Genomic DNA, 12999 nt, shown 5'->3' with positions numbered 1-12999 from the left:
GACGCTCAGACGAGCGAAATCATGGTAATAGCGATATTGCTGCCGAAACGCCGATTCGGTCCGGTTGACTGGATCAGCACCGGAATACTTGCAATACCGCCGGTACCGCCCCACTGCGTTGTCTGCGCAGACCATAGGGCGGGGAGACCGCGCCACGTGCGTAGCCGGGCGTCGTGGCCGCGATGGTGGCCGTCGCCGTGGTCCTGGCGGGCGTCTTCCGCCCCAGGTCGCTCACACTGTCACGGCGATCGCGGCCCCGTGCCTGGACGACGGCCTCTTTCGGATTGGCTGAACCGTCGTTATTGTGCGTGCCGGCTTCCTCGATGACGGCAAGCTGCTGCTTCTGCTCCGAGGAGAACAAAAATCCGTTCGATAGGACCAGGAGTGCGAACAGAGTGGCCGCCAGCGCCGTTAAGGCATCGCGGACGGGCCTCGTCACGGACTCGTTCCCCTATCTCTGTGGTATGTGCCGATGGACACCTACGACCGCACAGCGGATTACAGTCCATCCCATGGCGCGGACCTTGACTGAATCATACCCACGCCAGACGATACTCGTTGTCAATAGCATAGCAGTCCGCGTATAAAGTCAAGTGAAAAGGGCGAGAGTGCCGACTCCGCGGAAGTAAGTGTCGCTGCCCTATGGCGCGGGAGGCGTGCCCTGCTCCACGCGATCGCGGGCCGGTCCGCCGCGCGCGTTCAGGTCGACCTGATGTCATGCATCCGCGACTTCAAGATCTCATCTCCTCCGCGTCCCGACGAAGATCGTCTACCGGCTGCTCGCGTCAGACGTCGGGAACGGACAGGGGGCGCGGGGCTGCTGGGGTGCGTGGCCGATACGGAGATGTGGTCTTGACGCTGGGGCCCGACTTGGGCTGACCGCTATTTACTCTTAGGAAAGTTTCCTTTATATTCCTGGCATCCCCCCAGCAAAGGAGCATGGCATGCGGAAAAAGATCATGTATGGCGGCACCGCCTTGGTCGCCGCCGGCATCACGGTGTTCTCCGCCACTCCCGCGTCAGCTCACGGTTACATCTCCCAGCCGCCGAGCCGCCAGGCCTTCTGCGCCCAGCGGGTCGTGACCAACTGTGGTGGCGTGGAGTACGAGCCCCAGAGCGTGGAGGCTCCCAAGGGCTCGCGGCAGTGCAACGGCGGTGGCGGTTTCACCGCGCTGAACGACGAGAGCCGTAACTGGCCGGCGACCTCGGTCGGCAGCTCGGTCAACTTCAACTGGGTGCTCACCGCCCGCCACGCCACCAGCACGTGGGAGTACTACATCGGTGGCACCCGCGTGGCCCTGTTCAACGACGGCGGCAAGCAGCCCGGCGCGACCGTGACGCACAACGTCAACCTGTCCGGCTACAGCGGACGCCAGAAGGTCCTCGCCATCTGGAACATCGCCGACACGGCGAACGCGTTCTACGCCTGCGTCGACCTGCAGATCGGCGGCGGTGGCCCCACCACCCCGACTCCGACCCCCACCCGCTCGAACACCCCCACCCCGACTCCCACGAGCAACCCGAGCGGCACGTGGAAGGCCGGCACGGCCTACCGGGCCGGTGACACGGTCACCTACAACGGTGTGACCTACCGCTGCACGCAGCCGCACACCGCCATCCAGGGCTGGGAGCCCCCGAACGTCCCGGCTCTGTGGGCGACCGCCTGAACGGCCGCTTTCTGAGCGTGCGGTACGAAGGGAGCGGCGCGCAGATCGGCGGCCCCGCATAGAGGCCGTGCTGCGAGCAGGCCGCGCCCTGCTCAGACGGAACCGTGCGCCCGGGTGTCGGTGAAGCGGGGAGCGCTCATGAAACCTCCCACCATCAAGATCGAATAGTTTCGATTCATCAAAGTTATGCCGCTTGGCGCACCCGCGCCGGGCCAGGCGCTGCTGCGCCCGCCCGGCGTGGGCGCGCCCCGGTTTCTGGGACCGCATCCGCGCCGGTCCACGGTCGAGATCGTGAACCAGTCATCGGAGCCGCTGCGGTCGCTTCCTCGCCTGGAGGATGCGCGGTCAGGGCGGCTACAGAAAACCCGTCGATCGAGGCCCGCTCCCAGACTGCTCTTAGAATTGGACATCCGGTGGAACTAAGGAGGCCGTATTCCTGAGGGAAACGGTCTCCGGCCTACTGTCGGGGCGGCAGGATTCTAACCTCGCCCCCTTGCCCCCCAGACAACCCAGGAAGGGTCCGGGCCGGCACGGATATCGGCCTCTGAGCTGCGCTGATGATCCTCGCGGTCCGCCGCCGGCTGCATTCGTCCGCCGCCATTGTCGCGCAGTCAGTCACTTACCTTCGTGGCACTGCGCCCTGGTCTGGATAGCGCATGAACCGGTTATCGCTGGGCGTCGCCGCCGAGAGTGAAACGACGCTGGCCTTCGTGCGTGATGCGCCATAATCTAGGCGGCACAGTCAGCGGTTGTTCACGGTCAGCAGAGCCGAACGCACATCTTTCGTGCTGTATGTCGAGGCGCCAATCGGTGACGAGGAGGCCGATGTGGCAAGACGAAGGCGGAACCGGCACACCCGAGCAGCGGCCTTAGCGGCCGGCATTGTTGTCCTGACGGCGCCTGTAGTCACAGCCGGTGCGGCACCGGGTAATGGCGCCGCGCTTGGCGACGCAGGCAACCGGGCGACACCGGCCGAGATCGCCGAGTGGGTGGTGGACATGGACGCCACCACGTTGCGCGAGCTACTGGCGAGCGGCCAGGTCACCTCGGTCCGATTGGTCAAGGCATACCAGGCGCGCATCGATGCCTACGAGGAAGCGTATGCCGACCAGCCTGGTGTCAATGCGGTCATTCGCAGGGACCCGACGGCAATCGCCGATGCCGCCAGGCTCGACGCCGAACGCCGGCAGGGGCGCGTCCGCGGTCCGCTGCACGGCATCCCACTCCTGATCAAGGACAACTACGATACCGAAGACCTGCCCACATCCAACGGCTCGCTGGCGCTGGAGCACTGGCGCACTGCCGATGACGCCGAGCAGGTCGCGCGGCTGCGCGCGGCCGGCGCGATCATCGTCGCCAAGACCAACCTGCACGAGTTCGCCTCCGGCGTCGAGACCATCAGCTCGCTTGGTGGACAAACCCGCAACCCCTACGATCAGACCCGCAACCCGGGCGGCTCCAGCGGCGGGACGGGTGCCGGCGTCGCCGCCGGCTTCGGCGCGGCCGGCCTGGGCTCAGACACCTGCGGCTCCATCCGCAGCCCGGCGGCGCATAACAGCCTGGTCGGGTTGCGGCCGAGCCAGGGCCTGTCCAGCCGCGACGGCATCGCGCCTCTCTCCGACACCCAGGACGCCGGCGGCCCCATCGCCAAGTCGGTCAGTGACATCGCACTGATCCTGGACGCCACTGCCGGATACGACCCGGACGACCCGTCCACCGAAGCGTCCATCGGACGGATCCCCCGCACCTACACCACTGCACTGGACGACGCCGCTCTGGTCAACGCACGCATCGGCGTACTCACCGACTACCTGAGCGCGGCGGGGCCCGCGCAGGCGACGACGGCGCTGATCCGGGCGGCCGCCGAGGACATGGCCTCGCAGGGCGCCACCATCGTCGATCTGCCGGCCCAACCCGCGCTGATGTCGGCGGTGGACGCCTCCAGCGTGTTCGCCGACGAGACCGAACGCGACCTCAATCGCTATCTGGCGGCGCCAGGCTCACGATTCCCACGCTCGCTGGCTCGGCTGGAGCCACCGGCCGGCATCGTGACCCTGGCCGACATCGTCACCTCCGGCCAGGTCACGCCCACGGTCCTGAAGCGACTCAAGGACCGGCTGGGCACCTCGACCGGCCCGCAGGACGCCTACCGCCAACGGCTGGCCCGGCGCACGCAGGCACAACAGCTGCTCCACAAGCTGTTCGAGGACAACGACCTGGACGCACTGGTCTACCCGGCGGTCACGCAGCAGGCCGCGCCGATCGGGCAGCCTCAGGAGGGGCTCAGAGTCTGCGCCCTTGCCGCCAACACCGGGTTCCCCGCCCTGACGATCCCGGCCGGCTTCACACCCGACGGCATGCCGGTGGGAGTCGAACTACTGGGACGGCCGTTCAGCGAACCGACACTGCTCGGGCTCGGGTTCGACTACGAGCGAGCCACTCATCACCGCCGGCCACCGGCAAGCACCCCGCCCCTGAACTGACCCTGCCGCCGCGAACGCATCCCTGGGCACACAGCGGCACCTTGGACACTTCATGGGCGCACAGTCGTCGGTCGAGGAACCTCGATGACCAGACCTACGGTATCCCCGGCGAACGCAGGGGGACGATTGGCACTATTCACATAATGCATCCCTATTGCTAGGCACCTGTGTAGGATGCCGAGCCGTGTCGATGTCTCCAGATGCAGCACGCAGTCTTGCGGCGGCTCTTCTCCAGCTTAATCCCTTGCTCGGCCTCACCCTTTTGTGGAGCGAAACACGATTACGCGGCCGTGAGACGCAACTGAGTAGAGACCAGCAAACCTCTAAGGACAAGAGCCGCCGGGGGAAACCTTCCGGGCGTGCCGCGTCTTCGTTTCAGGACTTGATGCCGGCGGCATTCAGGCGCTACGAGTGGCTGGTATTTCTCATCTTCCTCCACTCGATCACGATACCGATCCGCACCATCGCGTTCCCGGACACGTTGTCGCTCAAGCTCTCGATCGCCAACAGCATCCTTCTGCTCGCCATCGCCGTGGGAAGGATAATGTTCACGGTTTCCCCGGACACCGGCATGTTGAAGATCTTCTTCGCGCTCGCGGTCACCACAAGCTGGCTTCCACTCTGGGGCACCTTTTCTGTCATCGAGGTCGAGCCCGTCAAACCTCCTTCGGTGGTGACGCCGAGTTCTCCAACTCCAACTCCCGTTCTTGATAGTTCGCCGGCTCCGCGTTCTTCTTGAACATGTCCAAGCCGCGATGAACGCGGCCGGCTCGCGTGCGTCATTGGGGGTCGTCTCAGAGTTGGGCGAAGTAGTCCAGCGGGAACGGAGGGCGGCGGGCGTCTTCTGCCCGAGTTCGCTCACACTGTCGCGGCGGTCACGGCCCCGTGCCTGGACGACGGCCTCTTTCGGATTGGCGGAACAGTCGCTATTGTGCGTGTCGGCTTCCGCAGGAGGCGTGGCATGACCCGCGCGATCGCGCGCCGGTCCACTGCGGCGGTGAACCAGTTCTCCTGCCCGTCGCTCTGATCCCAGGTGTGCTGGTCGAGGTCCGGGAGCGACAGGACGCGGACGGTGTGAGGCTCGCACGTACGTCGGCGCTCTCGGACAGGGGGCACGACATGGTGTCTTCAAGACGGAGGCCAGAGTGCTCCGGCGTCTCGGAGCGCTCTGGCCTCGTGATGTTGACGGGTTGGAGTTTCAGGCGTTGCTGTTCGACGCCGCCCCCAGGTAGGCGGTGTGCAGGAGGTCGGGGGAGTCGCGGAGTTGTTGCGATGTGCCCTCGTAGGTGATGCGGCCGCGGTCGAGTACGTAGACGCGCTCGGCGAGCTTGAGGGCGACTCCCATGAACTGTTCGATGAGGAGGACGCCGATTCCCCGTGCGGCCAGGTCGGCGAGGACCGGTACGAGACGGGCGACGACGACGGGGGCGAGGCCGAGGGACAGTTCGTCGACGAGCAGGTAGCGGGGGCGGGCGACCAGGGCTTGGGCGAGGGCGAGCATCTGCTGCTGGCCGCCGGACAGGGTGCCGGCCGGCCGGTCGGTCAGGTCGTGTAGCTCGGGGAAGACCTCGACCGCCGCGGCGACCGCCGCCGGGACCTCGCGTTTGGGCAGTCCGGCGCCGGCGACGCGCAGGTTGTCGGCGACGGACAGGTCGGCGAGGACACGGTGGCCCTCGGGAACGGCGGCGACGCCCGCGGCCCGGACGCGTTCGGGCCGCAGCCCGGTCAGGTCGTCGCCGCCGGCGACGACGGTACCCGCGGTCGGGCGCAGGAGGCCGGCGACGGTGAGCACGAGGCTGCTCTTGCCCGCGCCGTTCGCGCCGAGCAGGGCGGTCACCTTGCCACGGGGGACGGCGAGGTCGACGCCGTGCAGGACGGCCCGCCCGCCACGCGTCACCTTGAGCCCCTCGACGCGCAGGTCCTCGGCGGGTTGGCCCGCCGACGGTGCCGCGCCGTCCTCCGCCGGCTGACCAGTGGGCCGTGCTGTGCCCTGCTCTGTGGACTGTGCTGCGTTGTTCGCCGCGGTTTCGGGCCGTGCGTCCCTTGGTGGGGACGCCGTGGTCTGTGGTTCCTCGTTCATGTCGTCCACCGCGGCTCCTTCCTTGTGTGACGCCAGGTCGGCGCGCGGCCGATGCGGTGCCGCCGGGTCATGCGACGGGCTCGCCGAGGTAGGCGGCGCGGACGCGGTCGTCGTTCAGGACCTCGGCGGTCGGTCCCGAGGTGACCAGGCGGCCGAAGTCGAGTACGGCGGTGGTCCCGCAGATCTCGCCGACCAGGCCCATGTCGTGCTCGATCAGGACGACGAGGGCGCCGAACCGTTCGGGCACGGCCCGCATGGCGCCCGCCAGTTCCATCGACTCGGCCTCCGACAGGCCCGCGCTCGGCTCGTCGAGCAGCACGATCTTCGGGGTGCCGGCGAGGGACCTGGCCAGCTCCAGCTTCCTGCGTTCGAACAGCGTGAGCCCGCCCACCGGGCGGTCCGGCCCGGCCAGGCCGACGAACTCCAGCAGCTCGGCGGCGTTGGCCCCGGCGGTGCCGGCGGCGAGGTGGTCGCGGGCGAGCAGCAGGTTGGCGCCCACGCTGAGCTCGGCGACGAGCTGCTCCTGCTGGAAGGTGCGGCGCAGCCCCCAGCGCGCCCTGCGGTGGGCGGGCAGGGCGAGCAGGTCGGTGCCGTTCACGTGGGCGGCGCCGGAGCTCGGTCGCACGAATCCGGACAGGACATTGAACAGCGTTGTCTTTCCGGCGCCGTTGGGGCCGATCAGACCGCACAGTCCGGACTCGAAGGTCAGGGTCACGCCGTCCAGCGGCTTGACGCCGCCGAACCGCACCGTCAGATCCGAGATCTCAAGCTTCACTTCGCGCCCACCGCTTCCGTCTCCGGCTCGGCCTCGGGCACGGGATCCGGGTCCCGCCGTTTCGGCCGCAGCAGCGCGGCGAGGCCCTCCAACTGCCCGCCGATGCCACGCGGCGCGGTGATCAGGGCGTGCATGAGGCCGATCCCGAAGACGACGAGGATGAGGTTGCCGTTGATCCCGACCGAGTCGAGGACGGCGGGCAGGATCTGGCCCATCACCCCGGCCACGATCGCGCCGGTCAGGCCGTACGCGCCGCCGATCAGGACCACCGCGAAGAGCAGCACCGAGTCGGACGCGCGGAACGCGATCGGGTCGAGCCGCCCGGAGTTGGCCGCGAGGAAGGCCCCGGCCACGCCGGTGATGAACGCCGCGAGGGCGAAGGCCCACAGCTTGTACCTGGTGATGGCGATGCCGGTCGCGAGCGCGCCCGCCTCGCTCTCTCTGATCGCCGCCCACGCGCGTCCGGCCCGCCGCCGCTGGTGCACCAGGACGAGGATCAGCGCGAGCACCGCGCACACGATCGTGAGCCGGAAGTACGCCGAGTCCGACGCGGCGAACGACGGGCGCGGCATCGAGCGCTGCACCTCGCCGGCGACCCGGCCGAGGAACCCGCCGCCGCCGTCGGGGAACCCGGCCGCGTTGAACGCCACCTGGAACGCGCCGCCCGCCATCAGCGTGACGAGCGCCAGGTCGATGCCGGACAGCCGCAGCGCGGGCAGGCCGTACACGATGCCGACCAGGCACGTCGCCGCCCCGGCCAGCAGCACGACGAGCGGGAACGGCAGCTCGGTCGCGAACGACAGGCGCAGCGCGACCCAGCCGCCGACGCCGAGCAGCGCGACCTGGCCGAGCGAGACGAGGCCGAGCCTGCCGTACAGCAGGCCGATGCCCGCCGAGGGGACGGCGAAGATGGCCGCCGAGGTGATCACCCGCACCCAGTAGCCGTCGGCCACCATCGGCACCACGACCGCGAGCACGGCGGTGCCCGCGAGCAGCGCGAGCGCCACCCACAGCACCCGCCGCCAGTCGCCCGGCGGCTGAGGGTGCGCGGTCGCGGTCGCGGCGCTCTCCGCCGAGCGGATCTCGACCGTGCTGCCCCTGCGGGCCCGCGCGCTGCGCCGCTGGAGCCAGAGGATGACGAGGACCGCCACCGCGAACGGCGCTACGGCCCGGTACGGCGCGACGGTCGTGAACGCGCCGCCGATGCCCTCAAGGAGCCCGACCGCGAGCCCGCCCGCCAGCGTGACGCCGATCGAGCGGAACCGCCCGACGACGCCCGCCGCCAGTGACGCGATCACGAGGAACGTGAGCGTGCCCGCCTCCAGGCGGGTGAGGTCGGCGAGGACGAGGCCGGTGATCCCGGCGACGGCGCCGCTCACCACCCACGCGACGGTCTCGACGCGCAGGATCCGCACGCCGAGCAGCGCGCTGATCTCGCGGTCGCCCGCGAGGGCGCGCATCTGGGTGCCCATCCTGCTGCGGCGCAGCAGGATGGCGGCGGCCACCGTGAGGCCGACCGCCAGCAGGAACGCGAACGCCTGCGTGCCGGTGACGCGCGCCGAGCCGACGTCCCAGCCGAACTCGTCGGTCGGGAGGCTGAGCGTGCGCGGGTCGTCCGACCAGTACCAGAAGCAGAAGCCGAGCAGCACGAGCGCGAACCCGAGCGTGCACACGGCCTTGACGAGGGGGTCGCGCCGCGCGACGAGGGGCGAGAGCAGGCGGCCGTACAGGCCGGAGAGGACGGCGGCCAGAGCCGGGGCCACCGCGTAGGCGAGCCCCGGGCTCTGGCCGTCCTCGATGAGCTGCCAGGCCACCAGGGCGCTGAGCGCGCCGATCGCGCCGTACGCGAGGTTCAGCACGCCCGTCGCGCGGAACAGCACGACGATGCCGACACCGGACAGCGCGTACACGGACCCGAGGGCGAGCCCGCTGATGACGAAGGGGAGCAGCATCGGATCAGTCGCTGGTCAGCAGGCCCTGGGCCTTCTCCGCGGCGCGGATCGGGTCGAGGTCGGGGTCCTGGGTGTCGGCGCAGTCGCGGACCAGGGCGTAGCCGTCGCCCTGCATCTTCACCTGCCTGGTGACGTGGTTGGCGTTGTGGCGCGGGGCCTCGCCGAAGTACCACGGCGCGCACAGGATGTCGCTCTTGTAGCCCTTGATGCCGACGACGGCCTTGCTGACCTCCGCACGGGTGAGGTCGCCCTTGAGCTTCATGACCGTGTCCACGAAGATCTTCGCGGACAGGAACCCGCCCTGGGAGAAGGAGTCGCGCGGGTCCTTGGGGTCGCCGTAGGCGTCCATCACCTTGCGCCAGAGCTGGTTGTCCGGCGTGTTGGCGTCGAGCATCGTGAACTCGGAGTTGGACACGAACCCGTCCCAGTAGTCGCCGACCTGCTTGGGGAAGGTGGTGTCGTAGCAGGGGGTCAGGCAGACGAAGTGGACCTTGTCCTTGAGTCCCTGCGCCTGGGCCGCCTTCATGATGGCCGCGTTGTCGGGCGCGGGGTCCTCCATGACGATCGTGTCGGGCTCGCCGCGCATGGCCTGGAGCAGGACGGCGGGCGCGTCCTTGATGCCCGGGTCGTGCAGGACGTTGCCCGCGGTGGTGAGGCCCTTGCTCTTGAGGTAGGCGTCGACGCCGGCCTGGGTCCAGTCGCCGGTGCCGGGCACCGAGTTGCTGATCTGGGCGACCTTCTTGGCGCCGAAGACCTCGACCGCGTACTGGACGGAGCCGATGGCGCTGATGCGCGGGCCCGCGTTGACGGGGGCGATGCGGGGGGATTCGAAGCAGGGCCTCGGCACGCCGGTCGCGAGCAGGTCGTACAGGCCGTTCTTCTCCCAGATCGGTCCGGAGACGCCGCAGGCCACGAAGCTGGAGCCGCCGACGATGCCGACCAGGTCGGCGTTGCCGGCGAGCTTGGTCGCCAGCTCGGAGGCCTTCTGCGGGTTGAGGCCGTCGTCCTCGACGAGGTAGTTGATCGGGCGGCCGTTGACGCCGCCGTTGGCGTTGACGCAGTCGAAGTACGCGCGGGCGGCCTTGGGCGCCGAGCTGAAGTCGATGCCCCCGCTCGCGGTCACGATCGCGCCCACGGTGATCGGCTTGCCCGTCGCCTTCTGGCCGTTGCCGAGGCCGCACTTGACCTGGTCCTTGGCCACCGGCGGCGATTCGGACTTGCCGGCGCCACCCCCACAGGCGGTGACGGCGAGCAACAGCCCGGCCGTCAGCATGGCGAGTCGTGTAGCACGGAGCATGGGCGGGTCTCCTCATCTACGTTCAATGGTCAGACGCTCGCCAGCGGAGCCCCCCGAGTGTCCAGCGTGCCGCAAATCATGTATGACCTCAGATATCTTTGTCTATAGCTTGCGGGACACGCCGGACGTCACCGCGATCGACGACACGACCACGATGGCGCTCTTGCTCTCGAAGAGCAACGAAAGCCCATCGCGGCACGTCACGAAGCACGTGCTCAGGTTCGCTGCTCGCGGCGGCATTGGGCCGGCATGGCGCCCGGCTCAGGTCGAAGTAGTCGCCGTCCCAAGGGTCGCACAAACCAAGTCGGTCCGGGTGAAGTCCGGCAGAGTCCTGCTCGTCTTCGGTTTCGCGTGTGCTGCTCGCGGACGGGCGGCGAACCAAAAGATCGGCCGAGGAGGGACGTGGGATACACCACCGAGTTCAAGGGGCGCGTCAGGGTCGGCCCGCCGCTCAATTCGCACGAGATTCACTATCTGACGCGGTTCGCGAGCACCCGCCGCATGAACCGCCGCAACGGGCCCTATTACTGCGGGACCGGATTCGCCGGACAGGACCACGAACCGGACATCGTCGACTACAGCCGCCCGCCGGCCGGCCAGCCGAGCCTGTGGTGCCAGTGGACGCCCACCGAGGACGGCCACGCGCTGGAGTGGAACGGCGCGGAGAAGTTCTACGACCCGGTCGAATGGATGGCCTACCTGATCGACACGTTTCTGAGGCCCGGCGCCACCGTCCAGCAGGAAATGGTGGCCCGCGTTCCCGCCGCCGACGGAGGGGGCTGGTACGCGCCGGAGTTCGCGTTCTTCACATGCGATCACGTTCTGAACGGGGAGATACTCGCGCAGGGCGAAGAATTCGACGACCGCTGGACGCTGCGCGTCACGGACAACGTCGTGGAACGCCTGGAGGGGCATCACCGGGAGCCGTACGCCGGTTCATAGCGGCGGGCGGTCACGGGCGCAGCAGGTGTGTCAGCGCGCGTGGTCTCAGCAGCGCCAGCGGGTCGCTCATCTGCATGGTCTTCAAGAACGCGGCCCGCACGGCGGGGTCGTCGACCGCGCGGTCGTTGACCCGGCCGAGAGCGGCTTTGAGCAGGGGAGCGTGCAGGGGCGGCGCGGCCACCCACGGGGTGTCGGCGGACACCGCGAGACGCCAGGGCACGCCGGTGCGGGCGAACAGGCGCCGCTGGACGCTCCGGGCCGTGGCGGGGTCGGAGCACAGGGCGGCCGCGTGACGCCGCAGCTCGGTCGCCTGCAGGGCGGCCACGGTCATACCTTGGCCGTAGACGGGATTGAAGACGCACAACGCGTCCCCCACCACGAGCAGCCCGGCCGGCCAGGCGCGGACCCGGTCGTAGCGATGACGCAGGTTGGGCAGCCTGGTGTACCGGTACACCCGGTGGCCGGGCGTGAGCCGTCCGACCAACTCGTCGATGGCCGGATTGCGCAGAGTGCGGGCCGCGTCGGCGAACTCGGCCGCGGACCGGGCGAGCATGTCGCCGCCCCGCCCGTACAGCATGATCAGGGCACGGTCCCGTTCGCAGAAGACCACCCCGGCGCCACGCCCGTAGCGCGCGGCGCTGCCCACCTCGTAGATGCCCGGGCGGTCACGGCGGAGCGGCCCGTCGTAGTCCAGCCAGACCGTGCTGTAGGCGACCCGGCCCTCGACGACCTGGTCGATCGCCCCGGCCCGGCGCAGGCCGGGGAGCCACTGGCGGAGCGGGGAGCCGCGGCCGCCGGCGTCCACGACCAGACCGGCCTCCCACCGCCGTACCCCCTCGGCGTCCTGGACCTGGACGCCGGCGACTCCGTCCGCCGCGGTGTCCTGGATCAGGCCGGCGGCCGATGTGCCGTCACAGATCCGCACCCGTGGGTGCGCGCGGACCCGGGCGCGCAGGTGTTCCTCCAGGAAGGTGCGGGTGAAGGTCTGGATTCTCGTCCCCAGGTGGAGACGCGGGCTCTGCCGGGGGCCCGCGCACATCAGGACGTCGCCCAGGTCGTTGGTGGGGGCTCCGTCCGCGTGCAGTTCCTTGGCGAGCCCGGGCAGCAACGACTCCATCGCCTCGGCCCCGGCCGACAGCAGCGCGTGCGGGTGCGGGGACTGCGGGACGCCGCGCCGGAAGCCCTGCCCGTCGACCAGCGTGTCCCGTTCGACCACGATCGTCTCATCGAAGGCGTCCGACAGGGCGACCGCCGCCAGCAGTCCTCCGATACCGCCGCCGATGACCACCGCCCGGGCCTTGGCCTCCCGTGCCGACACGCGCCACCTCACCCACCCGCGAGCGGACGTGAACGGTGGCCCATCGGCCTCCGTCCATCGCGACGAAACCATGTACCGCGTACGCGCTTCACCGTCCATAGTCGGGTGATTACCCTTGGTCGTCAATGTGTGGAGGACGCCGAAACGGCTCCGCGTGGTAATGCGTCCGCCGGAGGTCTGAACGCCTTGGATAAACGGAATCAATCAAGTCCGACGTTGGGCGCGATAACGGGATATATGCGGCGGTGTGATGCGGTGCCGCATTCCGCGTGACAGCCAACCTCGGCTTCGGATCTGCTCTTTCCGAGAAACCCGACACCGGTAACCCGGGACGGCCCTTTGGTGGATTGGGCGGCGTTGTCGTGGGCGGTGCGCGGTCATAGATCGAAGTTATGGAAAGGCGGAGGGTGGCGCGGTTTCACGACCGATGCCACGTTGAGTGAAGCCCGGCCGGCCAGGCTCCCCTCGGTCCTCGATGAGGACCC

The 12999-nt window shown here is 69.2% G+C and carries 10 protein-coding genes; 4 read left to right on the top strand and 6 right to left on the bottom strand.

Going from position 1 to position 12999, the window contains the following annotated elements:
* Positions 1 to 73: 73 nt before the first annotated feature.
* A complete protein-coding gene (locus BJ982_RS30310) occupies positions 74 to 439 on the bottom strand; it encodes a hypothetical protein (RefSeq protein ID WP_184885672.1) in 366 nt (121 codons plus the stop codon).
* Between the two features lie 505 nt (positions 440 to 944).
* Between BJ982_RS30310 and BJ982_RS30305 the strand changes: the two genes are divergently transcribed.
* From BJ982_RS30305 to BJ982_RS30295, 3 genes are all read left to right on the top strand, one after another.
* Positions 945 to 1667 (top strand): lytic polysaccharide monooxygenase, encoded by a 723-nt coding sequence (locus BJ982_RS30305; protein WP_184885670.1) that lies wholly within the window; start codon positions 945 to 947, stop codon positions 1665 to 1667.
* Between the two features lie 749 nt (positions 1668 to 2416).
* The gene (locus BJ982_RS30300) at positions 2417 to 4150 is read left to right on the top strand and encodes an amidase (protein WP_203959204.1); all 1734 of its coding nucleotides are present in this window, start codon (positions 2417 to 2419) and stop codon (positions 4148 to 4150) included.
* 184 nt (positions 4151 to 4334) lie between these two features.
* A complete protein-coding gene (locus BJ982_RS30295; protein ID WP_184885668.1) occupies positions 4335 to 4889 on the top strand; it encodes a hypothetical protein in 555 nt (184 codons plus the stop codon).
* Between the two features lie 459 nt (positions 4890 to 5348).
* Here BJ982_RS30295 and BJ982_RS30290 read toward each other — a convergent pair whose 3' ends face one another.
* The 4 genes from BJ982_RS30290 to BJ982_RS30275 all read right to left on the bottom strand — a co-directional run bounded on the left by BJ982_RS30290 (position 5349) and on the right by BJ982_RS30275 (position 10254).
* The gene (locus tag BJ982_RS30290; protein WP_184889539.1) at positions 5349 to 6230 is read right to left on the bottom strand and encodes an ABC transporter ATP-binding protein; all 882 of its coding nucleotides are present in this window, start codon (positions 6228 to 6230) and stop codon (positions 5349 to 5351) included.
* A 67-nt stretch (positions 6231 to 6297) separates the two neighbouring features.
* On the bottom strand, positions 6298 to 7005 hold the full coding sequence (locus BJ982_RS30285) for an ABC transporter ATP-binding protein (protein ID WP_184885666.1): 708 nt from the start codon (positions 7003 to 7005) through the stop codon (positions 6298 to 6300).
* A complete protein-coding gene (locus tag BJ982_RS30280; protein ID WP_184885664.1) occupies positions 7002 to 8957 on the bottom strand; it encodes an ABC transporter permease in 1956 nt (651 codons plus the stop codon). The genes BJ982_RS30285 and BJ982_RS30280 overlap by 4 nt, the downstream gene beginning before the upstream one ends.
* Positions 8958 to 8961: 4 nt before the next feature.
* Entirely contained in the window at positions 8962 to 10254 is a 1293-nt protein-coding gene (locus tag BJ982_RS30275) for an ABC transporter substrate-binding protein (RefSeq protein ID WP_184885662.1), read from the bottom strand.
* Positions 10255 to 10656: 402 nt separating this feature from the next.
* On the opposite strand from BJ982_RS30275, the gene BJ982_RS30270 reads away from it, so the two are divergent.
* Complete coding sequence (locus BJ982_RS30270) at positions 10657 to 11196, top strand: hypothetical protein (RefSeq protein ID WP_184885660.1); 540 nt, start codon at positions 10657 to 10659, stop codon at positions 11194 to 11196.
* A gap of 10 nt (positions 11197 to 11206) precedes the next feature.
* Here BJ982_RS30270 and BJ982_RS30265 read toward each other — a convergent pair whose 3' ends face one another.
* On the bottom strand, positions 11207 to 12514 hold the full coding sequence (locus tag BJ982_RS30265) for an FAD-dependent oxidoreductase (RefSeq protein ID WP_184885658.1): 1308 nt from the start codon (positions 12512 to 12514) through the stop codon (positions 11207 to 11209).
* Positions 12515 to 12999: the final 485 nt, after the last annotated feature.

Origin of the sequence: Sphaerisporangium siamense (assembly GCF_014205275.1) — a bacterium.
GTDB classification, from domain to species: domain Bacteria; phylum Actinomycetota; class Actinomycetes; order Streptosporangiales; family Streptosporangiaceae; genus Sphaerisporangium; species Sphaerisporangium siamense.
Note: the sequence above shows the minus strand (reverse complement) of the source record. Positions and strands in the feature narration are given on the sequence as shown.